Origin of the sequence: Mycobacterium sp. 29Ha (assembly GCF_032883055.1) — a bacterium.
Classification (GTDB): domain Bacteria; phylum Actinomycetota; class Actinomycetes; order Mycobacteriales; family Mycobacteriaceae; genus Mycobacterium; species Mycobacterium gallinarum.
The window spans coordinates 51,455-75,179 of the sequence record NZ_JAMQTI010000024.1 but is presented as its reverse complement, the minus strand read 5'-3'; the positions used below and the strand labels follow the sequence as shown (position 1 = coordinate 75,179).

The 23,725-nt window shown below is 66.0% G+C and carries 24 protein-coding genes; 12 read left to right on the top strand and 12 right to left on the bottom strand.

The window, feature by feature from the left end:
• Positions 1-6: 6 nt before the first annotated feature.
• Genes acpM through M1248_RS25765 form a run of 4 tightly spaced genes read left to right on the top strand, consistent with a single transcriptional unit; the run spans position 7 to position 4,302 of the window.
• Entirely contained in the window at positions 7-306 is a 300-nt protein-coding gene (acpM, locus tag M1248_RS25780) for a meromycolate extension acyl carrier protein AcpM (RefSeq protein WP_083125368.1), read from the top strand.
• Positions 303-1,553, top strand: coding sequence for a 3-oxoacyl-ACP synthase KasA (gene kasA / locus M1248_RS25775; protein ID WP_163729411.1), 1,251 nt, complete (start codon positions 303-305; stop codon positions 1,551-1,553). Before acpM ends, kasA begins: the two co-directional genes overlap by 4 nt.
• A 27-nt stretch (positions 1,554-1,580) precedes the next feature.
• The gene (gene kasB, locus M1248_RS25770) at positions 1,581-2,843 is read left to right on the top strand and encodes a 3-oxoacyl-ACP synthase KasB (protein ID WP_163729413.1); all 1,263 of its coding nucleotides are present in this window, start codon (positions 1,581-1,583) and stop codon (positions 2,841-2,843) included.
• A 37-nt stretch (positions 2,844-2,880) separates the two neighbouring features.
• Positions 2,881-4,302 (top strand): acyl-CoA carboxylase subunit beta, encoded by a 1,422-nt coding sequence (locus M1248_RS25765; RefSeq protein ID WP_163729415.1) that lies wholly within the window; start codon positions 2,881-2,883, stop codon positions 4,300-4,302.
• Positions 4,303-4,340: 38 nt separating this feature from the next.
• Here M1248_RS25765 and M1248_RS25760 read toward each other — a convergent pair whose 3' ends face one another.
• Positions 4,341-5,879, bottom strand: coding sequence for a glycerol-3-phosphate dehydrogenase/oxidase (locus tag M1248_RS25760; protein WP_317150118.1), 1,539 nt, complete (start codon positions 5,877-5,879; stop codon positions 4,341-4,343).
• Positions 5,876-6,457 carry a TetR/AcrR family transcriptional regulator gene (locus tag M1248_RS25755; RefSeq protein ID WP_163729420.1) on the bottom strand — a complete coding sequence of 194 codons (582 nt, stop codon included), beginning with the start codon at positions 6,455-6,457 and terminating at the stop codon, positions 5,876-5,878. Before M1248_RS25755 ends, M1248_RS25760 begins: the two co-directional genes overlap by 4 nt.
• Positions 6,458-6,516: 59 nt before the next feature.
• Here M1248_RS25755 and M1248_RS25750 point away from each other — a divergent pair, with 59 nt between their 5' ends.
• On the top strand, positions 6,517-8,097 hold the full coding sequence (locus tag M1248_RS25750; RefSeq protein WP_317150161.1) for an FAD-binding oxidoreductase: 1,581 nt from the start codon (positions 6,517-6,519) through the stop codon (positions 8,095-8,097).
• 20 nt (positions 8,098-8,117) lie between these two features.
• Positions 8,118-8,996, top strand: coding sequence for a diacylglycerol kinase (locus tag M1248_RS25745; RefSeq protein ID WP_317150160.1), 879 nt, complete (start codon positions 8,118-8,120; stop codon positions 8,994-8,996).
• Positions 8,997-8,999: 3 nt separating this feature from the next.
• Here the strand turns inward: M1248_RS25745 and M1248_RS25740 are convergent, their stop codons facing one another.
• The 6 genes from M1248_RS25740 to M1248_RS25715 all read right to left on the bottom strand — a co-directional run bounded on the left by M1248_RS25740 (position 9,000) and on the right by M1248_RS25715 (position 14,625).
• Positions 9,000-9,296, bottom strand: coding sequence for a DUF732 domain-containing protein (locus M1248_RS25740; RefSeq protein WP_163729427.1), 297 nt, complete (start codon positions 9,294-9,296; stop codon positions 9,000-9,002).
• 112 nt (positions 9,297-9,408) lie between these two features.
• Positions 9,409-9,921 (bottom strand): DUF3145 domain-containing protein, encoded by a 513-nt coding sequence (locus M1248_RS25735; RefSeq protein WP_163729429.1) that lies wholly within the window; start codon positions 9,919-9,921, stop codon positions 9,409-9,411.
• A gap of 116 nt (positions 9,922-10,037) precedes the next feature.
• Positions 10,038-10,862, bottom strand: a complete 825-nt coding sequence (locus M1248_RS25730) for a serine hydrolase domain-containing protein (RefSeq protein ID WP_163729431.1) — start codon at positions 10,860-10,862, stop codon at positions 10,038-10,040.
• Between the two features lie 10 nt (positions 10,863-10,872).
• Positions 10,873-11,814 (bottom strand): homocysteine S-methyltransferase family protein, encoded by a 942-nt coding sequence (locus M1248_RS25725; RefSeq protein WP_317150117.1) that lies wholly within the window; start codon positions 11,812-11,814, stop codon positions 10,873-10,875.
• A complete protein-coding gene (locus tag M1248_RS25720) occupies positions 11,811-12,890 on the bottom strand; it encodes a class I SAM-dependent methyltransferase (protein ID WP_317150116.1) in 1,080 nt (359 codons plus the stop codon). The genes M1248_RS25725 and M1248_RS25720 overlap by 4 nt, the downstream gene beginning before the upstream one ends.
• A gap of 121 nt (positions 12,891-13,011) precedes the next feature.
• Positions 13,012-14,625, bottom strand: a complete 1,614-nt coding sequence (locus M1248_RS25715; RefSeq protein ID WP_317150115.1) for a LuxR C-terminal-related transcriptional regulator — start codon at positions 14,623-14,625, stop codon at positions 13,012-13,014.
• 86 nt (positions 14,626-14,711) lie between these two features.
• Between M1248_RS25715 and M1248_RS25710 the strand changes: the two genes are divergently transcribed.
• Together M1248_RS25710 and M1248_RS25705 are read left to right on the top strand one after the other, a co-directional pair.
• Entirely contained in the window at positions 14,712-15,809 is a 1,098-nt protein-coding gene (locus M1248_RS25710; protein ID WP_317150114.1) for an S-(hydroxymethyl)mycothiol dehydrogenase, read from the top strand.
• Positions 15,806-16,432: an MBL fold metallo-hydrolase gene (locus M1248_RS25705; protein WP_083125354.1), complete on the top strand. Its 627-nt coding sequence runs from the start codon at positions 15,806-15,808 to the stop codon at positions 16,430-16,432. The genes M1248_RS25710 and M1248_RS25705 overlap by 4 nt, the downstream gene beginning before the upstream one ends.
• 81 nt (positions 16,433-16,513) lie before the next feature.
• Here the strand turns inward: M1248_RS25705 and M1248_RS25700 are convergent, their stop codons facing one another.
• Positions 16,514-17,080, bottom strand: a complete 567-nt coding sequence (locus tag M1248_RS25700) for an SHOCT domain-containing protein (RefSeq protein WP_317150113.1) — start codon at positions 17,078-17,080, stop codon at positions 16,514-16,516.
• Positions 17,081-17,116: 36 nt separating this feature from the next.
• A complete protein-coding gene (locus tag M1248_RS25695) occupies positions 17,117-17,788 on the bottom strand; it encodes a TetR/AcrR family transcriptional regulator (protein ID WP_317150112.1) in 672 nt (223 codons plus the stop codon).
• A gap of 92 nt (positions 17,789-17,880) precedes the next feature.
• Between M1248_RS25695 and M1248_RS25690 the strand changes: the two genes are divergently transcribed.
• The gene (locus M1248_RS25690; RefSeq protein WP_317150111.1) at positions 17,881-18,828 is read left to right on the top strand and encodes an SDR family oxidoreductase; all 948 of its coding nucleotides are present in this window, start codon (positions 17,881-17,883) and stop codon (positions 18,826-18,828) included.
• A gap of 60 nt (positions 18,829-18,888) precedes the next feature.
• Positions 18,889-19,974 carry an SAM-dependent methyltransferase gene (locus tag M1248_RS25685; protein WP_317150110.1) on the top strand — a complete coding sequence of 362 codons (1,086 nt, stop codon included), beginning with the start codon at positions 18,889-18,891 and terminating at the stop codon, positions 19,972-19,974.
• Between the two features lie 6 nt (positions 19,975-19,980).
• Here the strand turns inward: M1248_RS25685 and M1248_RS25680 are convergent, their stop codons facing one another.
• Complete coding sequence (locus tag M1248_RS25680) at positions 19,981-20,943, bottom strand: GlxA family transcriptional regulator (RefSeq protein ID WP_317150109.1); 963 nt, start codon at positions 20,941-20,943, stop codon at positions 19,981-19,983.
• A 91-nt stretch (positions 20,944-21,034) separates the two neighbouring features.
• On the opposite strand from M1248_RS25680, the gene M1248_RS25675 reads away from it, so the two are divergent.
• Together M1248_RS25675 and M1248_RS25670 are read left to right on the top strand one after the other, a co-directional pair.
• Complete coding sequence (locus M1248_RS25675) at positions 21,035-21,664, top strand: DJ-1/PfpI family protein (RefSeq protein ID WP_317150159.1); 630 nt, start codon at positions 21,035-21,037, stop codon at positions 21,662-21,664.
• The gene (locus tag M1248_RS25670; protein WP_163729445.1) at positions 21,661-21,960 is read left to right on the top strand and encodes a hypothetical protein; all 300 of its coding nucleotides are present in this window, start codon (positions 21,661-21,663) and stop codon (positions 21,958-21,960) included. Before M1248_RS25675 ends, M1248_RS25670 begins: the two co-directional genes overlap by 4 nt.
• On the opposite strand, the gene M1248_RS25665 is transcribed toward M1248_RS25670, so the two are convergent.
• Positions 21,957-23,699, bottom strand: coding sequence for an acyl-CoA dehydrogenase family protein (locus M1248_RS25665; protein WP_163729447.1), 1,743 nt, complete (start codon positions 23,697-23,699; stop codon positions 21,957-21,959). The genes M1248_RS25670 and M1248_RS25665 overlap by 4 nt on opposite strands.
• Between the last annotated feature and the right edge of the window lie 26 nt (positions 23,700-23,725).

Here is a 23,725-nt window from a genome sequence, read left to right as displayed (position 1 = left end):
GCCATCGTGGCAACCACCCAGGACGAAATCATCGCCGGCATCGCCGAGATCATCGAAGAGGTCACCGGTATCGAGCCCTCCGAGGTCACCCCGGAGAAGTCCTTCGTCGACGACCTGGACATCGACTCGCTGTCGATGGTTGAGATCGCCGTGCAGACCGAGGACAAGTACGGCGTGAAGATCCCCGACGAGGACCTCGCGGGCCTGCGCACCGTCGGCGACGTCGTTGCCTACATCCAGAAGCTCGAGGAAGAGAACCCCGAGGCCGCTGCCGCCATCCGCGCACAGATGTCGGACAACAAGTGACCAAACCTTCCACTGCTAACGGCGGTTTCCCCAGCGTTGTGGTCACCGCCGTCACTGCGACGACGTCCATCGCACCGGACATCGAGAGCACGTGGAAGGGCCTGCTGGCAGGCGAAAGCGGCATCCACGTACTCGAGGACGAGTTCGTCACCAAGTGGGATCTGCCCGTGCGCATCGGCGGGCACCTCAAGGAGCCCCTTGACCCGCTGATGACACGGCTGGAACTGCGGCGCATGTCGTACGTCCAGCGCATGGCCAAGTACCTGGGTAATCAGCTCTGGGAGTCCGCGGGCAAGCCCGAGGTCGACCCCGATCGTTTCGCGGTCGTGGTCGGCACCGGTCTGGGTGGCGGCGAGAAGATCGTCGAGACGTATGACGCGATGAACGAGGGCGGGCCCCGCAAGGTGTCCCCGCTGGCTGTTCAGATGATCATGCCCAACGGCGCGGCTGCCGTCATCGGCCTGGAATTGGGCGCCCGCGCCGGGGTTATCACCCCGGTCTCGGCCTGCTCGTCGGGTTCAGAGGGCATCGCCCACGCATGGCGCCAGATCGTCATGGGTGACGCCGATATCGCCGTCTGCGGCGGCGTCGAAGGCGGTATCGAGGCGCTGCCGATCGCGGCGTTCTCGATGATGCGCGCGATGTCGACCAACAACGACGATCCCGAGGGCGCCTCCAGGCCGTTCGACAAGAACCGCGACGGGTTCGTCTTCGGTGAGGCCGGTGCGCTCATGATCATCGAGACCGAAGAGCACGCCAAGGCTCGCGGCGCCAAGCCGCTGGCACGGTTGATGGGTGCCGGTATCACGTCGGACGCGTTCCACATGGTCGCGCCTGCCGCCGATGGTCTGCGCGCCGGGCACGCGATGAAGCGTGCAATGGAGACCGCAGGCCTCGATGCCAAGGACATCAGCCACGTCAACGCGCATGCCACCGCTACTCCAATCGGCGATACCGCCGAGGCGAACGCCATCCGCGTTGCCGGAGTGGAGCATGCGGCGGTGTACGCACCGAAGTCGGCGCTCGGCCATTCCATCGGAGCGGTCGGTGCCCTGGAGTCGATCCTGACGGTGCTCGCGCTGCGCGACGGCGTGATCCCACCGACACTGAATTACGAGACCCCAGACCCCGAGATCGATCTCGATGTCGTCGCGGGCGAGCCACGATACGGCGAATACCAGTACGCCATCAACAACTCGTTCGGCTTCGGTGGACACAATGTCGCCCTGGCGTTCGGGCGTTACTGAGATAGGAAAGGAAATCTCAGAGCAGTAATGGCAGCGTTGACCCAGCTTTCGACGGGGAGCGGCTTCCCCAACGTGGTCGTCACCGGTTTTGCGATGACGACCGCTTTGGCGACCGATGCGGACACCACCTGGCAGCGACTGCTGGATGGGCAGAGTGGCATTCGGCTGCTCGACGATCCGTTCGTCGAGCAATACAACCTGCCGGTCCGTATCGGCGGACATCTGCTGGAGGACTTCGAAGAGGAGTTGACGCGGGTCGAACTGCGTCGGCTGTCGTACCTGCAGCGGATGTCCACGGTGCTGAGCAGACGTGCGTGGGACCACGCCGGTTCACCGGACGTCGATCCGCGGCGCCTGATGGTGTCGATCGGCACCGGTATGGGCTCGACCGAGGAATTGCTCTACGCCTACGAAGCGCTGCGCTCGAAGGGCCTTCGGGCGGTGTCACCGCTCGCCGTCCAGATGTACATGCCCAACGCGGCCGCCGCCGCAGTCGGGCTCGAGCGCAAGGCCAAGGCCGGCGTCAGCACGCCGATCTCGGCCTGCGCCTCGGGTTCGGAGGGCATTGCGCAGGCGTGGCGACAGATCGTTCTCGGCGAAGCCGACGTGGCGATCTGTGGTGGCGTCGAAACCAAGATCGAAGCGGTGCCGATCGCCGGCTTCGCGCAGATGCGCATCGTGTTGTCCACCACCAACGACGATCCCGCCGGAGCTTGTCGCCCATTTGACAAGGACCGCAACGGTTTCGTCTTCGGTGAGGGCGCCGGATTGATGGTGATCGAGACCGAGGAACACGCCAAGGCTCGCGGTGCCACCATCCACGCGCGGCTGATGGGCGCCAGCATCACGTCCGACGGCTTCCACATCGTGGCGCCCGATCCCAACGGCGAGCAGGCCGGCCACGCGATGACGCGGGCCATCCAACTCGCGGGCCTGTCCCCCGCGGACATCGACCACATCAACGCACACGCCACCGGCACCACCGTGGGTGACGTGGCCGAAGGCAAGGCCATCCACAATGCGCTGGGCTCTCACCGGGCCGCGGTCTATGCCCCGAAGGGGGCGCTGGGCCACTCGGTCGGCGCAGTCGGCGCCGTCGAGTCCATCCTCACCGTGTTGGCGTTGAAGAACGGCGTCATCCCGCCGACGCTCAACCTGAAGAATCTCGATCCGGAGATCGACCTCGATGTGGTCGCCGGCTCGCCGCGACCCGGCAACTATCAATACGCGATCAACAACTCGTTCGGATTCGGTGGGCACAACGTCGCGCTCGCGTTCGGCAAGTACTGACGTCCCGCCGGCAAGCTCGGCGCTACAGGAGGATTGAATGACCATCATGGCTCCCGAAGCCGTAAACGAATCGCTCGATCCACGCGATCCGCTGTTGCGCCTTAGCACGTTCTTCGACGACAACACCGTCGAGTTGCTGCACGAGCGGGACCGCTCCGGCGTGCTGGCCGCGGCCGGAACCGTCAACGGCGTGCGCACGATCGCGTTCTGCACCGACGGCACCGTCATGGGCGGCGCCATGGGTGTGGAGGGTTGTGCACACATCGTCAACGCGTACGACACCGCCATCGAGGAACAGAGCCCGATTGTCGGGATCTGGCACTCGGGCGGTGCACGGTTGGCCGAAGGCGTAAAAGCGCTGCACGCAGTCGGTTTGGTCTTCGAGGCCATGATCCGCGCCTCCGGGTACATCCCGCAGATCTCGGTGGTGGTCGGCTTCGCTGCCGGCGGCGCCGCGTACGGACCGGCACTGACCGACGTCATCGTGATGGCGCCGGACAGCAAGGTTTTCGTCACCGGTCCCGATGTGGTCCGCAGCGTCACCGGTGAGGACGTCGACATGGTGTCGCTCGGCGGCCCCGACGCCCACCACAAGAAATCCGGCGTGTGCCACATCGTCGCCGACGACGAGGTCGACGCTTATGAGCGCGGCCGTCGCCTGGTCGGATTGTTCTGCCAGCAAGGCCATTTCGACCGCACCAAGGCCGAGGCGGGCGACAGCGACCTGCACGCCCTGCTGCCGGAGTCCGCACGCCGGGCCTATGACGTGCATCCGCTCGTCGAGGCCCTGCTGGACGAGGGGGTGCCGTTCGAGGAGTTCCAGGGCAAGTGGGCGCCGTCCATTGTCGTGGGCCTGGGCCGGTTGGCCGGGCGCACCGTCGGTGTGATCGCCAACAACCCGCTGCGCCTCGGTGGCTGCCTGAACTCCGAAAGTGCCGAGAAGTCAGCACGTTTCGTGCGCCTGTGCGACGCCTTCGGCATCCCGCTCGTCGTGATCGTCGACGTGCCCGGCTACCTGCCCGGTGTGGACCAGGAGTGGGGCGGCGTCGTGCGTCGCGGCGCGAAGCTGCTGCACGCGTTCGGCGAGTCCTCGGTGCCGCGTGTCACGCTGGTCACCCGCAAGATCTACGGCGGTGCCTACATTGCGATGAACTCGCGGTCGCTGAACGCCACCAAGGTGTTTGCGTGGCCCGACGCCGAGGTCGCCGTCATGGGCGCCAAGGCCGCCGTCGGCATCCTGCACAAGAAGAAGCTGGCTGCAGCGTCGGATGATGAGCGCGAGGCACTGCACGAGGAGCTGGCCGCCGAGCACGAGCGGATCGCCGGTGGCGTGGATTCGGCCATCGAGATCGGCGTGGTCGACGAGAAGATCGATCCGTCGCACACTCGCAGCCGGCTGACGCAGGCCTTGGCCGAGGCGCCCGCGCGCCGCGGCCGGCACAAGAACATCCCGCTATAACAGGCGAATTCGGCGCGCATACGCACCGCGGTGGTTGATCAGCGCGCCGAATTCACGAATTCCTCGGCCACATCCGCGACCCGGTCGCGATCCGCGGCGACCAAACCGATGCGAGTGCGACGATCGAGGATGTCGTCGGCGGTCAGCGCGCCCTCATGGGTCACGGCGTATTCGAATTCCGCGCGAATGACATCGATCCCGTCGGCCACCGGCTCCGTGGGCCGGTCGCAGCTCGCGGCGGCGATCACATTCGGCGCTTCCGCACCGTAGCGCGCGACCAACGAGCCGGGCAGTTCGGCCGGCGAGCGCAGTGTCGCAACGGGATTCGACGGTGCACCCACCAGGGGCAGGTTTCGGGTGCGGCAACCGGAGGCCGTCAGACCCCGCACTGCGACCGCCCGATCCAGCACATCTTCTGCCATGTACCGGTATTCGGTCAGCTTGCCACCGATGACGCTGAGCACACCTGACGGCGACTCGACGATCCGATGCTCGCGCGACACGTCGGCGGTGCGTCCCGCTCCGGCGTCGATCAGCGGCCGCAGACCGGCATACGCACCGATCACGTCCCCGGCGCTGAGCGCGACATCCAATGCGGTGTTGACCGTGTCCAACAGGAACTTGGTCTCCTCGGCTGTGGGCTCCGGCACGTCGGGTATTGGACCGGGCGCATCCTCGTCGGTGAGCCCCAGGTACACGCGACCGAGTTGCTCTGGCATCGCGAACACGAAGCGGTTGATCTCGCCGGGTACCGGGATCGTCAGGGCGGCAACCGGATTCCCGAACACCTCGGCATCGAACACGAGATGCGTTCCGCGACTGGGACGCAAGCGAACCGAGGGGTCCACCTCACCCGCCCACACACCGGTGGCGTTGATGACCACCCGGGCCGAGACCTGAAACGACTCCCCGGAACGCTGATCGGTCAACGTCACCGAGGTGCCTGTCGCATCGGATGCCGCGACGCGGGTGAGGATCACGGCGCCGTGCTGGGCGGCCGTGCGGGCCACCGCGGTGACCAGGCGTGCATCGTCGATCAGCTGCCCGTCATAGGCGAGCAGGGCACCGTCGAGGCCGTCGCGACGCACGGTCGGCGCGAGTTCGACGGCACGGCTCGTGTCGATCCTCCGAGACCGCGGCAGCGTCGACGACGGTGTGCCCGCGAGCTTGCGCAGCCCGTCGCCGGCCACGAAACCGAACCGCACGAGTGCGCGCGACGCAGTGTTCATCGACGGCAGCAGCGGGACCAGCTGGGGCATGGCCTCGACGAGGTGAGGGGCGTTGCGCGTCATCAGGATTCCGCGTTCGACCGCACTGCGTCGCGCGATGCCGACGTTGCCGGTCGCCAGATACCGCAGACCGCCGTGGACCAGCTTGCTGCTCCACCGGCTGGTGCCGAACGCCAGGTCGTGCTTCTCGACCAGTGCGACGCTCAGCCCGCGCGTCGCGGCGTCCAGCGCGATACCGACACCGGTGATGCCGCCGCCGATCACGAGAACGTCGATCGTGGCGCCGTCGGCCAGTGCCGCAAGTTCGGAGGTGCGGCGGGCCTCGTTGAGTGCCGTCGAGGTGGTCACGGTTTCAGGTATCCGTTCAGTGAGTGGGCGAGCTCGGTGGCGAGTGCGTCGGCATCGAGGATCGGCGCGACGATCTGGCCGGACTGGATCACCGACTGGGTGATCAGCAGGCACATCGCTCCGAGCTGACGGGGATCGCCGGCACGCACGCTGCCCTCTTCCTGCGCGAGCTTGATATCGGCGGCGACGGCATCGAGCAGGACCTGCTGGCTGGTGCCCAACCGCTCGGCGATGTAGATCATCGCCAGATCGGGGGCGCTGCGCAGCACCGACATGACCACGTCGTCGCGACGCAGCAGTGCGGCAACCGTCACGATGCGCTCGACCAGTGGTCCGCGGCCGACCTGTCGGCTCGGTACGGCGTCGAGCACGCCGATGACCCGCGACGTCAGCAGCGCCGCCAGCACCGAAGGCGTGTCGGGCCAGCGCCGATAGACCGTGGGCCTACTGACACCAGCGCGGCGAGCGATTTCGGCCAGCGTCACTCGGTCCACCCCGAAGGCCAACACGCACTCGGCCGCCGCAGCGAGGATCCGATCTCCGATCGTCTGCGGTGAATCGTTACTGATTGACAGCATGTGTAATACTGTAACGCATGATGCGTCCGGATGACCAACAGACCGCACTGCTGCCCCCGATGAAGTGGAATGCCTGGGGTGATCCCGCTGCGGCCAAACCGCTGTCCGACGGGATAAAGACCCTGCTGAAGCAGGCGCTCGGCGTCGACGGTGCGGCTACGCCCGATCTCGAGGCCGAGGACGTCACCCTTCGCCCGTCCGCGCTGTCCGACGCCGATCGTGACGGGCTGGCCGCCATCGTGGGCGCCGACTACTGCCGTGTCGACGACCGCGGCCGACTCCTTCGCGCCGGCGGCAAATCGACTCTGGACCTCTTGCGCCGCAAGGACTCCGGCGTGCAGGACGCACCCGATGCCGTGCTACTGCCCCAGTGTGACGACGAGATCGCCGCGATCCTGCGGTACTGCTCCGAGCACGGAATCGCGATCGTCCCGTTCGGCGGTGGAACGAGCGTGGTCGGCGGCCTCGACCCGATCCGCGGAGACTTCGGCGCGGTCATTTCGCTGGATCTGCGCCGCCTCACCGAACTGCATTCGCTCGACGAGGTCTCCGGCGAAGCCGAACTCGGCGCCGGGCTGACCGGTCCCGAGGCCGAACGCCTGCTCGGCGAACGCGGCTTCTCCCTCGGCCACTTCCCGCAGAGTTTCCAGTTCGCGACCATCGGCGGATTCGCCGCCACCCGCTCGTCGGGTCAAGATTCGGCGGGTTACGGCCGCTTCAACGACATGGTGCGCGGACTGCGCACGGTGACCCCGGCGGGCGTGCTCGACCTCGGCCGTGCCCCCGAGTCGGCCGCCGGTCCTGACCTGCGCCAGTTGATGATCGGTTCGGAAGGCGTGTTCGGGATCATCACCCGCGTGCGGGTCAAGGTGCACCCGGTGCCCGCGGCGACCCGCTATGAGGCGTGGTCGTTCCCGGATTTCGCGACCGGAGCCGACGCGCTGCGCGCCGTCGTGCAGACCGGTGCCGGGCCGACCGTCATCCGATTGTCCGACGAGGCCGAGACCGGGGTGAACCTGGCCACCACCGAGAACATCGGCGAAGAGCAGATCACCGGCGGCTGCCTGGCGATCACCGCGTTCGAGGGCAGCCAGGCCCACGTCGAGAGTCGCCATGCCGAGACACAGGCGGTGATGCAGGCCGCCGGTGGCACGTCGCTGGGTGAGGGGCCGGCCCGCGCCTGGGAGCACGGTCGGTTCAACGCGCCCTACCTTCGTGACTCGTTGCTGTCGGCCGGCGCCTTGTGCGAGACGCTGGAGACCGCGACCAATTGGTCCAATGTGCCCGCGCTGAAGGCGGCGGTCACCGAGGCGCTGACGAAGTCTCTCGGCGAATCCGGTACACCGGCTCTGGTGCTGTGCCACATTTCGCATGTGTATCCGACGGGAGCCTCGTTGTACTTCACGGTTGTTGCCGGGCAGCGCGGCAATCCGATAGAGCAGTGGCACAAGGCGAAGACGGCCGCGTCGGAGGCGATGATGCGCACCGGCGCGACGATCACCCACCACCACGCCGTCGGCGCCGATCACCGCCCGTGGATGCGCGACGAGATCGGCGATCTCGGCGTCCAGGTGCTGCGGGCCGTCAAGGCGACGTTGGATCCGGCCGGAATTCTCAACCCCGGCAAGCTGATTCCGTGACGGAGCTCGGCCGCGTCACGATGCTGACGAATCCGGCATCGGGGCACGGGAGTGCTCCGCACGCCGCCGAGCGCGCCGTCGCACGGTTGCACAAGCGCGGCATCGACGTCGTCGCCATCGCGGGTACCGATGCCGAGCACGCGAGACGACTCGTCGAGGGTGCACTCGAACGCGGGATGGATGCGCTGGTTGTCGTCGGCGGTGACGGCATCGTCTCGCTTGCGCTGCAGGTGCTTGCGCAGACCGACATCCCGCTGGGCATCATCCCGTCGGGCACCGGCAACGATCACGCTCGTGAATTCGGCATTCCGGCAAAGGATCCCGAGGCCGCGGCCGACGTCATCGTCGACGGCGTGGCCAAGACCGTCGACCTGGGTCGCATCAGGAGCATCGACGGCGCGCAGAAGTGGTTTGGCACCGTGATGGCCGCCGGCTTCGACTCACTGGTGACCGACAGGACCAACCGGATGAAGTGGCCGCACGGCCGCATGCGCTACAACGTCGCGATGGTCGCCGAGTTGTCCAAATTGCGGCTGCTGCCATTCAGCCTGACGTTCGACGGGCGCGAACTGGACACCGAATTGACGTTGGCCGCCTTCGGCAACACCAAGAGCTACGGCGGCGGCATGCTGATCTGCCCGAAAGCCGACCCCACCGACGGACTGCTGGACGTCACGATGGTGTCATCGGCGTCGCGCACGAAGCTGATCCGACTGTTCCCCACCGTATTCAAGGGCACGCACGTCGACCTCGACGAGGTCCGCACCGAGCGTGCCCGCACCATCACCGTCGACTCGCCGGGCATCAACGCCTACGCCGATGGCGAGTACGCCTGTCCGCTTCCCGTCGAGGTGTCGGCGGTGCCGGCCGCGCTGAAGATCCTGACGCCGGCCCCGTAGCGATTACCGCAGCGGGCAGTAGACCGCGAGGCTGATCCCGACGAACTGGTTCGCCTGACCCGGGTCCAGGCCGAACTCGCTGGAGATCCGCGATGCAATCAGATCGCGGGCCAGGCCGCTGGTCGAGGAATCGCAGGCCAGATTGCCCGCCGTGATGACGGCGGGTCCCGAAATCGGCAACCCGAGCCCGTCAAGCGCGCCGAACAGCGCGTCGGTAGCCGGTGATGCCGATGCGGTTGCAGCGGTGAGAAGCGCGCCGGTGGCGAAGGTCGCTGCGGTGAGTACGCGGATCGTGAACATTGTCGCCTCCTAGGGAGATGACGACAGTCTCAGCGATCTCGAAGTCGAAGGTGCAACTACTGCGAAATTTGCCGGTGAATCTTCGCGGCGCACCGACGACGTGCACACGCGGCTAGCCGACTCCCCGGCTCAGCCAGCTGACCTCGGCGGCGTCGCCGCCGTCACGGTAGGGCTCGAGCGCCTCGTCCCATGCGGTGCCGAGCACCGAATCGAGTTCGGCCGCCAACATGTCGGCCCCCGATTGCATCAACGTCCGAAGCCGCATCTCGCCGACCATCACGTCGCCGTTGGCGCTCATCGCGCCGCTCCACATGCCCAGTTGCGGGGTGTGGCACCAGCGATGACCGTCGACGCCTGCGCTGGGGTCCTCGGTGACTTCAAAGCGCAACACCGACCAGGACCGCAGTGCGTTCGCCAGGGCCGCCCCGGTGCCCACCGGCCCGATCCAGTTGGTGACGGCGCGCAGCTGCCCGGGCATGGCAGGCTGGGGCGTCCACTTCAGGTTTGCTCTCGCCGAAAGCGTCGACGACAGCGCCCACTCGACATGAGGGGCTACCGCCGCGGGAGAAGCATGGATGTACACCACGCCAGTCGCCGCGTCGGCGAATTGGTTCGCTGCACGCATTTGCTGCTCCTTCGGCTCCACGAGGGACGTCTTCCCCAAGCGACCTGGCGGTTCCGAATGATGTGCAAATGTATGTGTCGTGCGTGTCTATTGTGCCCTGTGAGGCGCCTGTTGCGCTAGTCTGCTTCGAATTCTCTCAGGATGGCATCAGATAGCGCGGGCCAGCGCGAATATGCCCAGTCGCCGAAATCGCGGTCAGTGAGCACCACGAGCGCTAGGTCAGCCCGCGGGTCCACCCACAAAAACGTCCCTGACTGGCCGAAATGCCCGTAGGTGGCGTCCGAGTTCGCCGAACCTGTCCAGTGCGGCGACTTGTCGTCCCTGATCTCGAAGCCCAGACCCCAGTCGTTGGGACGCTGCGTCCCGAAACCGGGCAGCACCCCCGACACGCCGGGAAACTGCACCTGGGTGGCCTCGGTGTGCATCTGTTCGGACACGGTCGAGGGGCGCAGCAGGTCGCCGGCGAAGGCGACGAGGTCAGCGACGGTCGAGGTGGCTCCGAATCCGGCCGCCTCGGCACCGCCCGCCAGCGTGGTGTCCGACAGGCCAAGCGGCTCGCACACCGCCTCGGTCAGGTACTGCGCGAACTCGATGTCTGCCGCCCGTTGAATCGTCTCGGCGAGCACCCCGAATCCGTAGTTCGAGTACACCCGGCGTTTGCCGGGCTCGGCCATCAGATCCGCCGAGTGCATCGAATAGCCGGACGTGTGTGCCAGCAGGTGACGCACCGTGGAACCGGGCGGGCCGGCTTCGGTGTCGAGGTCGACGGCGCCCTCCTCGACCGCGATCTGCGCGGCCCGGGCCACCAGCGGCTTGGTCACCGACGCCAACGTGAAGCGCTGCCGGACATCGCCGTGCTGGGCCAGGATTCCGGATGGTCCGACTACCGCGGCTGCGGCGGTCGGGACCGGCCACTCTTCGATCGCATCAAGCGCTGCCACATCAGCTAGCCTATTGGGCGCTCCACGCCTCGCAGATGGCCGCCACATGGCGCGCGTCGGTGCCGCAGCACCCGCCGAGCACCGTCACCGCGGGTAAGCGATCCCGCAGGGCGGCATGCCGCGCCCCGAGGTCGTAGGGGTCGCCCTCGTCGAGTTCGGTGGACTCGTCGAGTTCAGCGTGGCTCTTCGATGAGGCGTTCGCGCGCAGACCGACAAGCCGCGACCTCCATGCCCCGTCGTGGTCGAGCGCATCCGCGAAATGTGTCGGATGCGCACAGTTGACCATGAAATACGCTGCACCGCTATCTGTTTCGACATCCACCTGCTCGATCGCCTCGTGCAACGGCTGACCTGTCGGCAGCCGGCCATCGGTCTCGACCGTGAACGAAACCGCCGCCGGAATGCCCGCCGCGGCAGCGGCCCGCACCACACCGATTCCCTCTGCGGCATTGGTCATCGTGATCGCGGTGACCTGGTCGGCGGTCGTGTCGGCGAACGTCGCGATCTGGACCGCGTGATAACGCTCGGCATCCTCGGCCGTCATCGCGTCGCGCGGGTCATAGCCGTCGCCTCGCGGGCCCACGCAGCCGCTCACCACCGCGGTGAGACCCTCGGCCGTCGCGGCCGCACGGACCTCCTCGGCGAGCTCCACCGCCGAACGGTTCACCGCGTCGAGCCGCTCGGGCGAGTATCCGAGCTGTGAAGCCCAGTCGGGATTGGCGCGCCACGTTGGTGTTTCGATGACGAAGCCGGCGCCGTGCCTGCGCGCGATCGCCAGGTACCCATCGTAGTAGCGCCGCAGCCGGTCCCGGGTGTCCGGACTGTCAAGCAACGGGAACGCCGCGAAGGCCGGCAGGTCGATGCCGTCATGGAAGACGAGTTCGGTTTCGAGTCCGCCGTCGGTCACGAACATTCCGCCGCCCAGCTGAGGAAGGCTCCCGCGCCGGCTCATGATTTGCGCGCGATGTAGTAGTAGTTGAACGCGTCGGATTCGATCTCGCGGACCGTGACGTCCCCGAAGCCGGCATCGGCGAGCATCGACGTAGCCAGTTGCCGACCCCAACACGTGCCTAGCCCATCTCCGCCCAGACCCAGCGACACGCTCATGCAGTGCATCGTCGACACCGTGTAGAGATACGTCGCCAACGGCACGCCGATATTGTCCTCCAACCGAGTCGACGCCTTGATGTCGACCATCAACAACACGCCGCCCGGCCGCAGTGCGGCATAGATGTTCTGGAGCACCTGCGCCGGGTGGGCTTGGTCGTGAATCGCATCGAAAACCGTGATGACGTCATAGGTTTCGCTCATATCGAGCGCCGCCACATCCATGGCGGCGAACGTCGCGTTGGGCAGGTTCAGCCGTTGGGCTTCGGCCCGGCCGACGGCGAGGCCTTCGTCGGAGAAGTCGATGCCGGTGAAGCGACTTGCCGGAAACGCCTGTGCCATGACATTGATCGCGTGGCCACTGCCACAGCCGATGTCGGCCACGTCGGCTCCGGCGCGCAGCCGCTCGGGCAGGCCGTCGGCCATCGGCAGAATGACCTCGACGAGTGCGGCGTCGAACACCTCACCGCTCTCCTCGGCCATCAGCTTGTGAAAGCGTGGATAGTCGCTGTACGACAAACCACCGCCGTTGTGGAAGCAATCGACAACCTTCTGTTCCACCTCACCGAGCATCGGTATGAACTGCGCGACGCGGGCCAGATTGTCCGGACCCGCCGCCCGCGTCAGCACGGCCGCGCGGTGCCGCGGAAGGGTGTAGGTCTGCGTGGCCGGGTCGAACTCGACGACGCGGCCGGACACCACCCCACCCAGCCATTCCCGCACATAGCGTTCGTTGAGCCCGGCGGCGTCGGCGATTTGCGCGCTGGTGGCCGGTGGAAGTTCGGCCAGGGTGTCGAACAAATTGGTCTGATGCCCGATCGACAGCAGTATCGCCAGGCTGGCGCTGTCAATGGCACCCGCGATACGGCCGGCGAATTCTTCTGTGGTGTCGGTGAATTGCTGTTCTTCGATGGCGGTCATCCTGCTCCTTGAGAGGTGGTCGAGTGGTGATCACTTGAACTAAACGCGGGGCGCGCACCGCCCGCATCGGGCAAACGATGCATCTTTTCGGACACCCGTGTGGTGCATACGATGCAGTTGGTCATTGCAGGATGTCGTTGTCGTATGCCCACGCCACCGCGGCCGTGCGTGAGGAGACGTCGAGTTTGGCGTAGATGTTGGCCAGATGACGGCCGACCGTCTTCTCACTGATGCAGATCTGCTCGGCGACCTGTTTGTTGGTCGCGCCCCCGGCGATTCGCTGCAAAATCTGGATTTCGCGTTTGGTCAGACCCCGGGCTGTGCTGGTGACGCAGATCTGGGCCGGCTCGACTCCCAGCTGGGCGTAGATGTTCTCGGCGGTCGCCGAGTCCGCGGCGGCCAGCTGCTCGTCGCCCAGGCCCTTGTGCGCGAGGGCCATCCACTCGTAAATCTGCGCGGTCTCGTACCGAGATTGCTGAGTTCGATACTCGCGCAGCGCCGCTTCGAGCAATCCCAGTGCCCTCGCGTGCTGCCCCTGCTGTGTCAACAGCGCGCCGCGGGCATGTGCTGCCCACGCCCGGAATCCGGGGGTAGCGAACGCTTCGGCGCCGGATTCGAGTTCCGCACAGTATCTTTCGCCTTCGTCGAGGCTGCCACGTGCCAGCGCGACTTCGACCGACGCGCGCAACAATCGCATGCGGCCCGGCCGGTCGGCGCCGGCAAGCGCCAGCCGCAAATCGGTCCACGCGGTCTCGCGGTCACCCATCCGGCAACGCAGCAACGCCTCACCGGGTTGGGGCTCCACACCCAGTGACCGGGCGCGCGCGAAGGCCGCGAACGCACCATCGGCATCGCCGCGCAGCCGCCGCACCTCCCCCAACTGGAAGTACCCCTCACCGGCGGCCCAGGTGTTGACGTCCTCCAGCGCCCGGCTGGTCTCGGCAAGCCTGTCCTCGAGCTGGCGGTAGTCATCGGTGGCAGCCGACAGCTGCAGCCGATGCACATCGCAGACCCCGCCGTAGTTCGACGACCCCGCAAAGTCGTTGCACCAGCGCTCCATTGATTGGGTCCATGCCCTCATCCGCGGCAGGTCGGCCAGCCGATGACATTGGTTGAGGACGACGCAGTAGATGTCGCCCGCCCAGTCGATGGGCACCTCGTCGGCAAGGATCGGCAACATTGCCTCGTCGATCAGTCCGTACGCATCGGCCACCCGGGCCTCGCTGATCGCGGTCAGCGCCTCGGCGACCCGGCACAGCGCGTTGAGCGCGGGCATGTCCAGCCGCTGACAGACGTCTCGTAGCTTCTGCACCCGCGCGGCGAGCGCATCGCCGTCGGCCATCACCACGAGCGCCTCGAGATATGCCAGGTAGCCGTCGGTGGGCCCCTCGGGGGCGCCGTCGAGCAGTCGGCGTGCCCGGTTCATCCAGCCCTGCGCGATGACGAAGTCCCCGCGGGTGAACCACGCCAGGCCGAGTTCGACGGCTTTCATCGCCGCCGACGGCGGGTCGGTGCGCGACAACTGTCCGAAGACACGTTCGGCGATGCGCAGGGACTCCTTGCCGCGCCCCAGCTGCCACGCCGCAGTCGCCATCGCGTCGAGGTCGTCGGTACCCAGCGGCGTGTCCTCGCCTGCCCGGGAGAATGCCGAATAGGAGGCATGCCAGTCTCGGCGGACGTGCGCGGTGCGCGCCGTCAGCAGCAGGTCGCCGTGGGTGCCTACGCCGGTATCCATGTCAGTGAAGTACAACGGTATATCCGGGCGGAGAAGTTCAAATGCCCCTTCGGGCATGAATTAATTGAGAACGTTATGTTATCCCCATGACTCAGACGGTGCGGGGCGTGATTTCGCGTAAGAAGGGTGAGCCGGTCGAGGTGGTCGAGGTGGTCATCCCCGATCCGGGTGCCGGTGAGGTGGTGGTCGACATCATCGCCTGCGGGGTGTGCCACACCGATCTGACGTATCGCGAGGGCGGGATCAACGACGAGTTCCCCTTCCTGCTGGGTCATGAGGCGGCGGGCACGGTGGAGTCGGTCGGCGCGGGTGTGACGAACGTGGAGCCCGGCGACTTCGTGATCCTGAACTGGCGTGCGGTGTGTGGACAGTGCCGGGCGTGCAAGCGCGGTCGCCCACATTTGTGCTTTGACGCATTCAACGCCGAGCAGCCGATGACCTTGACCGACGGCACCCCGTTGACGCCCGCGCTGGGCATCGGCGCCTTCGCAGACAAGACATTGGTGCACGAGGGCCAGTGCACGAAGGTCGATCCGGCCGCCGATCCCGCGGTGGCGGGCCTGTTGGGCTGCGGGGTGATGGCCGGTATCGGCGCGGCGATCAACACCGGCGCGGTCAACCGTGACGACACTGTGGCCGTGATCGGCTGCGGCGGTGTCGGTGATGCCGCGATCGCCGGTGCCGCCTTGGTCGGGGCGCGGCGGATCATCGCGGTGGACACCGACAACAAGAAGCTGGACTGGGCGCGCGGGTTCGGGGCCACGCACACCATCAACGCCAAAGAGCTCGACCCGGTGGCGACGATCCAGGATTTGACCGACGGCTTCGGCGCGGACGTGGTGATCGACGCGGTCGGTCGGCCCGAAACGTGGAAACAGGCGTTCTATGCCCGCGATCTGGCCGGAACCGTTGTCCTGGTCGGTGTTCCGACCCCGGACATGACATTGGAGATGCCGCTGATCGACTTCTTCTCCCGCGGCGGTTCACTTAAATCGTCGTGGTATGGCGACTGCCTGCCCGAGCGTGACTTCCCCACGTTGATCAGCCTTTACCTGCAAGGCAGGCTGCCGCTGGAGAAGTTCGTCTCCGAACGCATCGGTCTGGACGGTATCGAGGACGCATTCCACAAGATGCATGCCGGCTCCGAAGCAGACGCTGTGCTGCGCTCGGTGGTGATCCTGTGAGCGACAACATCTCCCGCGTGGTCACCCACGGCACCTTCGAACTCGACGGCGGATCCTGGGAAGTCGACAACAACATCTGGCTCGTCGGCGACGACAACGACGTCATCGTCTTCGACGCCGCCCACGACGCCGGGCCGATCGTCATGGCCGTCGGCGGCCGCAACGTGGTGGCAGTCGTTTGCACCCATGGGCACAATGACCACGTCACGGTCGCCCCTGAGCTGTCGGATGCGCTCGACGCGCCGGTGCTTCTGCATCCGGCCGACGACGTGCTGTGGCGAATGACTCACCCCGAGAGGGATTTCCGTACCGTCAGCGATGGCGAGACGCTCGCTGTCGGTGGCATCGAGCTGCACGCGCTGCACACTCCTGGACACTCGCCGGGCTCGGTGTGTTGGCATGCTCCCGCGTTGAACGCGGTCTTCAGCGGCGACACCCTGTTCCAGGGCGGCCCGGGGGCCACCGGACGGTCGTACTCGGACTTCCCCACGATCCTCTCGTCGATCTCGGGCCGGCTTGGGAAGCTGCCCGACGACACCGTCGTCTACACCGGACACGGCGACACCACCACCATCGGTGACGAGCTCGTGAATTACGACGACTGGGTCAAGCGCGGCAGCTGAGCATCCCCTTGCACCGCGACCGACCGTGTCTGTACGGCGACACTCCGGAAACTGACGTACAAAAGCGGTCGCTCGCGGCGATTAGGTTCCTCGGCCCTCGTCGAGAATGCGACGCTTCTTGGCCGCACGCGCGGACCACATCAACGAGACGACGAGCTGCAGTAAGCCGAGTCCGAAGAGACCGCCGAACACGAACGGCAGCCATCCGCGGGAGCCGTCATGTCCGAATGCCATTCTGGGCGTGATGAACCCGTCGACAGACCCCTTGGCCTCGACCTGGTAGGTGCCCGCCTCCCGAACCTGAACCTTCCAGACCCGCACGCGCACATCGTTGTTGTGTGTCGTTGTGCCGCCGATGTCTTCGATGACCGTGGGCTCCGGCAGACCGGCGGTCGGGGTGATCCCGAAACTCAGATCGGGAATCGCGAAACCGCTCCTCGGATTGTCGGCCACCACGGTATGGAAGCTCACGGTCATCTCGCCAGCAGGAAGTTGCAGGCTCGTGGAGCCCGGAATTGTCATCTCGCCGTACGCGTCGTACTCGTCGAGCACGAAGACGTTCAGGACAAGCGATGCCACGAAACCGACGAAAGACACGACCAACGTGAGAACAGAAACCACGATCGCGATCCGCGGCGCGCGCTTCATGGCCGAAAGTGTGTCACGACTTCGGCCGTATGTCTGTCACGCCTCGGTCTGTGCCGCCGCGCCGATCATCCATGTCTGCAGACCCAATCGCAGGCCGTCGCTGAATCGCTGACCTGGATCGGGAAGCCCGATCTCTGCGATGGCGGCGCGCACTGGTTCGGTGGGCACCGAGAACGGATACGCGCCCGCTGTCAACATCAGCGACCCCTCGGCGAAGAACGCGGTGAACTCTTCAGGCAGCCAGGGCAGATGGCGGTGCACGAGGGCCGCCAATGTCGCGATCCGCCCCATCGCGCGCGCCTTGAAGTCGCGGGCGAACCGATGCGAGATGTTGCGTTCCAGCACCGAGGCCATCGACCCGAGAAGCTCGCCGAGCAGCGGGCGCGCCATCACCGAATCCGCGACGACGGTCGCAACCCGGATCTCGTTGGCGTAGCCCGATTTTCTGGCACGTGGCAGCCCCAGCCGACTCTCGATGTCAGCGAGCCACATCGTGAATTCCTCGTCGAGCACCTCGAGGAAGATCGCCTCGCGGCTGTCGAAATATCTCAGTACGTTCGACTTGGCCAGTCCGACCCGGTCCGAGAGTTCCCGCAAGCTGATGTCACCGACGGTCTTCTCGGCAAGCATGTCGCGCGCGACCTTCATGATCGCCATCCGGCGGGCCGCCATCTGCTCCGGCCGGCGAGCACGCTGGAAGGACGTCACAAGACAGCAACATTATCAGACCATCGGGCTCTTGTTATCAGACCAATGGTCCGTTACTGTTCGGTTATCCATCCGACGTAGAGGAGAAACTCATGGTCCGTGTGCGCACAGTGACGGTCCCCGATCAGTCCGGAAAGCTCGCGGTCGTCACCGGCGCCAACTCCGGGCTGGGGCTTGGCATCGCGACCCGGCTGGCCGCCGCGGGCGCCGACGTCGTCATGGCGATCCGCAACCGCGCGAAGGGCGAGGCCGCGATCGAGCAGATCCGCGCGACGGTCCCCGACGCCAAGCTGTCCATCAAGGCGCTCGACCTGTCCTCGCTGGCCAGCGTCAAGGCGCTCGGCGACGAACTGAACGCCGAGGGACGACCGATCGACCTCCTGATCAACAACGCAGGCATCATGCAGCCACCGCAGCGGGAGACCACCGCCGACGGATTCGAATTACAGTTCGGCTGTAACCATTTGGGCCACTTCGCGCTCACCGGTCATCTGCTGCCGCTGCTGCGTGCCGCCGACCAGCCGCGGGTGCACTCGTTGAGCAGTTCTGCAGCGCGCTTCGGCGGCATTCGGTTCGACGATCTGCAGTGGGAGAAGCGATACAACGCCACCCAGGCGTACGCGCAGTCCAAGTCCGCGAACCTGATGTTCGCGATCGAGTTGGACCGCAGGAGTCGCCACGGCGGGTGGAACATCATGTCCAACGCGTCGCATCCCGGCTTGTGCAAGACCAACCTCCAGCTGAGCGGCCCCTCCCACGGTCAGGCCAACCCGACGCTGCTGGAACGCTTCTACCGCGTCAGCCGGACCGCGATGCCGTTCATGTGGCAGGAGATCGACGAGGGAATTCTGCCCGGCCTGTACGGCGCGACCGCCCCCGAGGCGCAGGGCGGCGCGTTCTACGGACCACGGGGCATCCTCGAACTGGCCGGCGGCGGCGTCACCGACGCCAAGATCCTCCCCCGCGCCAGTGACGAGGCCGACGGACGCAGGTTGTGGGAGATCTCGGAGCGACTGACTTCGGTGACCTATCCCGCGTAAGGGGACTACGGTCGTGGGTACGCCCCAGCTGCCCGTTGCCCACACGTCCCGGAGGTCGCGATGCCTGAGTCAAGCATCGTCGTGCGGCCTGAACCGATGGAGAGCGGTTCCTACACGGCCAGTTCCCGGCTTCAGGCCGCAGGACTGCCTGCGGCCATGGCGATATTCGAGAAGGCGGCCGACGCGGTACCGCTGCCCAAGCAACCAGGGCCGATCGTCGTCGCCGACTACGGCGCAGCCAACGGCCACAACTCTCTTCTGCCCATGTGCGCGGCTATCGCTGTGCTGCGCAAGCGAACCCGACACGACCATTCGATCCTGGTCGTCCACACCGACCTGCCGGACAACGACTTCACGGCATTGTTCAAGACACTCAGTGACGACCCGGACAGTTACCTGCGAAAAGATGCGGCGACATTCGCCTCGGCCGTGGGTCGCTCCTTTTACGCGCAGATCCTCCCGTCCAACAGCGTCAACCTGGGTTGGAGTTCGTGGGCGATCCAATGGCTCAGCCGCGTGCCCGCGCCGGTCCCCGACCACATCCACGTCGCCTACAGCAGCGACGAGCGTGTCAAAGCCGAGTATGCGCGTCAGGCCGCGCACGACTGGCACGAGTTCGTCGCATTCCGTGGCAGAGAGTTGGCGCCCGGCGGACGGATAGTGGTGATGACGCCGGGTATCGATGAGTCCGGCGACTTCGGGTACCACCCGCTCCTCGACAGCATGTACGACGCGGTGGCCGAACTCACCGCGGCCGGGCTGATCACCGAGGACGAGAAACACCGGATGGTACTGCCGATCGCCGGACGCAACGCTGCCGACTTCCGCGCGTGCTTTGCGCCCTCCGGGCGGTTCGAGAATCTCGAGATCGAGCAACTCGACCTTTTCGACGCCGAAGACCGTTTCTTCAAGCAGTACCAAATCGACAAGGATGCCAAGGCTTTCGGTGCTCAGTGGGGGGCGTTCTGCCGAGCCGCGGCGTTCCCCACGTTCGCAAGCTCGCTCGGAGGAGGCCACGCCGACCCACGCAAGACGGAGTTCTTCGATCGGCTCGAGGCCGGGGTGGTCAGTCGGCTGGCGGCATCGCCGGAGCAGACGCAGATTCCGATGGCGCATGTGGTGCTGGTGAAGCGACAATCGAAGTAGTAGCCATCAGCTTGCCATCCGCTCACGAAAGGTGTTGCGGTAGTTCAGGGGTGCTACTCCGGTCAGCCGCCGGAACTGCTCGCGAAAATTGGCCGGGGAGGTGAAGCCGACCTCACGGCCGATCCTTTCGACACCGTATGCGGTGCTCTCGAGCAGCTGTTGAGCATGGCGGACCCGCACTCCGGTCAGCCATTGCATCGGCGTCTGACCCGTCTCGGACTGGAATCGCCGGTTCAAAGTTCGCACGCTCACCGCGGCGCGGGCCGCGATGTCGTGCAACGTCACATCGCGGTGTGCTTCCTGTTCGATCCACGCGAGTACGTCGTCGAGTTCGGTGCGCTCGGCAATGTGTTTGACAGCCGCCTGATTTCGGAGAATGAACTGCGCCTGTCCCCCGCTGCGATGCAGGGGTGCCACGGCGAGTCGGGCCGCGTCGGCCGCCACCGCGGCTCCGTAGTCGCGAGCGATCATGTGCAGGCACAGGTCCAAACCGGCCGATGCGCCCGCCGATGTCAGCACCTGGCCCTCGTCGACGTAGAGGACATCGGGGTCGAGGTCGACGGCGGGAAAGCGCGCGCGAAAGTACTCGGTGGCGATCCAATGGGTCGTCGCGCGCTTACCGTCCAGCAATCCGGTGGCGGCCAGGGTGATGGCACCTGAGCAGATCGATGCGATCCGCGCGCCGCGAGCATGGGCGGCGGTCAGGGCCGACAACACCTCCTGGGAGGTATCGACGGTGGGGTCGTTACGTCCGGGGACGACGATGGTGTCGGCATCGGCCATCGCTTCGAGGCCGTGGTCGGTGGCGATGCGGAGCGGCCCGGCGGTGATCTCCGGTTGTGACCCGCACACCACGATGCGGTATCCCGGTGCGCCAGAGGGCAACTGGACCCGACCGAAGGCTTCGACCGCGGTTGCCAGATCAAAAGCAATGGTGTCTGGCAGCGCCAGCACAGCGACGACATGCATACCGGCACCATAACAGGACTTGGCAATATCTTGGCGATATGTGGCGATCTGGCCACTGGCAACCGCGCCGAAACGGGTCGACGATCACCGTGTGTACGCACAGATCGTGTTGTTCGACGGGTTCGATCCGCTCGACGCCACCGCACCGTTCGAAGTGCTTGCCGCCGGCAGTGACTTCGCCGGAGGCGAACTCCAGGTTGAACTGGTGTCTGCCGAGGGGCCTAGGGAGGTGCTCGGTGGGACCCTGGGAATGGTCTTGCATGCCACCGCGCAGCTCGACCCGTCGAAGCCCGGCTTCATCGTCGTGCCCGGCGCGTCCGGGCCGATCGACGGCGATCCTGACGAGGTCGACACCATCCCCGTCCTGCTCGCACGGTTCGCGGAATCCGCAGCCATTCCGCTGCTGCGCAAGGCGATGGAGAATCCAGATGTCACCGTGGCCACGGTGTGTGGAGGCTCGCTCGCGCTGGCGATGGGTGGGCTGCTGGAGGGCCGTAACGCGGTCACCCACCACCTCGGCATGGACCTGCTCGAGGCTACCGGCGTGACCACAGTGCACGCCCGGGTCGTCGACGACGGCGACCTGGTGACGTCCGGAGCCGTCACCTCCGGTTTGGACCTCGCACTCCATCTGCTCGACCGCTTCTACGGAGCGACGGTCGCCCTCGCGGTCGAGGAGTTGTTCGCCTACGAACGACGAGGGACGGTGTGGACAGCATGAGCATTGCCGGAGACTGGGACGTCACGATCAAGACACCGATCGGCTCGCTCGCCGTGCGTTACACCTTCACCGAACAGGACGGCGCCCTCACCGGTTCCGCGACCGGCAAGGACGAGACGGTTGCGCTACAGGGCATCGTGGTTGATGGACAACGGATTACGTGGAGCCAGTCGGTGCGTAAGCCGATGCGGCTGAACCTCGACTTCGACGTCATCGTCGACGGCGACCGACTCGTCGGCCATTCTCGCGCGGGCCGCCTACCGCGGTCGGCGGTGACGGGTGTGCGCCGCCGCTAGGGCGCCATCTCGTAGGCGCCGTCGTAGGCCTTGACCCGTTCCCAGACCCGATGGAACCGTTCCGCGTCGGGAACGGGCTTGCGGATCGCGCTCAGCGCCCAGTCCTGCTGGGCCGTCGTCGCGGTCGGCTTACCATGCAGCGCAACGGCATACATATTGAAGTCGCGGATCTGGAAATCGAAGATCTGGTCGAGCATGTCGGCGTCCAGGCCCGTCAGCGCGGCCTGCTCCAGGATCAGCTGTCCGTACACGATCAACGAAAACAGATGTCCCACGTTGAGCAGGAAGTCGAGATCCTTCTGCTGGTCGGCGTCGGGCGCGGCGGTCAGGAGAAACTCACGGAATGCCTTGGCCTGGTCGTAGAACACCGCGACATTCGCAATGCCAGCATGTGCCTCGTACACCGGAGTCCAATCGGCGAACTGCACCTTTCCAGCACCCCGCGTCGGCCCCTGGTTCCAGAAGAATGTGTCGTCCGCAGCGTCGTTGCGCATCGGGATCGGCGGATATTCCTTGGGATTCAGCATGTAGTTCGGCATGAACTTGAGCACCAGGCCGACGTTCACGTGCACGGTGCCCTCCAGTCGCGGCAGGGTGCCGATGAACTGTGCAACCTCGCGGAACATCGTGTCCTTCTCGTATCCCTTGGCGGCGATCACGTCGTGCAACGCCCGCAGCACGGTTTCGCCCTCCATGGTGACCTTGGCTTTGGTCATGGGGTTGAACAGCAGATATCGGCGGTCATCGAGGCTCGCGGCACGGAAGTAGTCGACGGAGCGCTGGCTGAACAGCTTCATCGCGATCAGCCGCGAGTACGCGTCGACGAAGTTGGTTCGTACGTGGGTGAATTCGGTGACCGGGTTGCCGTACAGGATGCGGTTCTGAGCGTGGGTGATCGCCTCGTAGAAGGCGTGCTCTGACATGCCGATGGAGCACGAGCACAGGTTGAACTTGCCGACGTTGACCGTATTCAGCGCCGCGGCAAAGGCTTCCACGCCGGTGTGCAGAATGTCCTCCTCTCGCACCGGATAGTTGTCCAACCGGAAGGTGCTGACGTAGATCTGCATGTGCACGACGTTGTCGATCAGGTGGTAGTCGTCGTGCTGACTGTCGGCGACGAACCACATGTACGCGTCTTGGCCCTCGACGTCGCCGCGCCGTCCGAATACCGACACCATGCTGGCGACGTTGCCGTTGCCGATGTAGTACTTCTCCCCCGTCGCCCGGTACAGGATGCCGTTCGCGCGGTCCTCCTCGCTCGCCGGCGTCAGCACCATGTCGGTGTTGTAGACGTCGGCGCCGCGGGAGCGTTCGGACAACCCGAAGGCCATCACCTCGCCGGCGTCGAGGTCGTCGGCTGCCCTCAGCTTGGCGTCCTTGTTCTCGCTCTGCCAAATGGGTCCCAGGCCGAGAATGGTGACCTGTTCGGTGTACCAGTACGTCAGCCCGTAGAACCCGAGGATCTCCGAGAGGGCGGCGTTGCGCGCGGCATCCCAGCGCTTGTCCGGGTCGCCCGCGGCGAATTCCGACGGGGTGAGGAACGTCGCGAACAGTTTCTCGCGCTTGACGAAGTCGACGAAGTCGGCCGGCCATTGCGCGGCCAGATCGTCATCCAGTAGGCGCTTCTTGCCCTGACTTTCGAACCAGTCGATGGTCGCACGCAACAACCTGCGCGTTTCGGCATCGAACTGCGGCGGGTCGTAGGTGTTGGGGTCGAAAAGCAAGCCATCGGTCGTCATGGCCGCCAGCCTAGAACCGCCGCCGA

Coding starts and splice junctions, on each gene's coding strand:
- kasB (WP_163729413.1), top strand. CDS start 1,581: ATGGCAGCGTTGACCCAGCTTTCGACGGGGAGCGGCTTCCCCAACGTG.
- M1248_RS25765 (WP_163729415.1), top strand. CDS start 2,881: ATGACCATCATGGCTCCCGAAGCCGTAAACGAATCGCTCGATCCACGC.
- M1248_RS25755 (WP_163729420.1), bottom strand. CDS start 6,457: ATGCTGTCAATCAGTAACGATTCACCGCAGACGATCGGAGATCGGATC.
- M1248_RS25750 (WP_317150161.1), top strand. CDS start 6,517: ATGAAGTGGAATGCCTGGGGTGATCCCGCTGCGGCCAAACCGCTGTCC.
- M1248_RS25745 (WP_317150160.1), top strand. CDS start 8,118: ATGCTGACGAATCCGGCATCGGGGCACGGGAGTGCTCCGCACGCCGCC.
- M1248_RS25740 (WP_163729427.1), bottom strand. CDS start 9,296: ATGTTCACGATCCGCGTACTCACCGCAGCGACCTTCGCCACCGGCGCG.
- M1248_RS25735 (WP_163729429.1), bottom strand. CDS start 9,921: ATGCGTGCAGCGAACCAATTCGCCGACGCGGCGACTGGCGTGGTGTAC.
- M1248_RS25725 (WP_317150117.1), bottom strand. CDS start 11,814: ATGAGCCGGCGCGGGAGCCTTCCTCAGCTGGGCGGCGGAATGTTCGTG.
- M1248_RS25720 (WP_317150116.1), bottom strand. CDS start 12,890: ATGACCGCCATCGAAGAACAGCAATTCACCGACACCACAGAAGAATTC.
- M1248_RS25715 (WP_317150115.1), bottom strand. CDS start 14,625: ATGGATACCGGCGTAGGCACCCACGGCGACCTGCTGCTGACGGCGCGC.
- M1248_RS25710 (WP_317150114.1), top strand. CDS start 14,712: ATGACTCAGACGGTGCGGGGCGTGATTTCGCGTAAGAAGGGTGAGCCG.
- M1248_RS25700 (WP_317150113.1), bottom strand. CDS start 17,080: ATGAAGCGCGCGCCGCGGATCGCGATCGTGGTTTCTGTTCTCACGTTG.
- M1248_RS25690 (WP_317150111.1), top strand. CDS start 17,881: ATGGTCCGTGTGCGCACAGTGACGGTCCCCGATCAGTCCGGAAAGCTC.
- M1248_RS25685 (WP_317150110.1), top strand. CDS start 18,889: ATGCCTGAGTCAAGCATCGTCGTGCGGCCTGAACCGATGGAGAGCGGT.
- M1248_RS25680 (WP_317150109.1), bottom strand. CDS start 20,943: ATGCATGTCGTCGCTGTGCTGGCGCTGCCAGACACCATTGCTTTTGAT.
- M1248_RS25670 (WP_163729445.1), top strand. CDS start 21,661: ATGAGCATTGCCGGAGACTGGGACGTCACGATCAAGACACCGATCGGC.
- M1248_RS25665 (WP_163729447.1), bottom strand. CDS start 23,699: ATGACGACCGATGGCTTGCTTTTCGACCCCAACACCTACGACCCGCCG.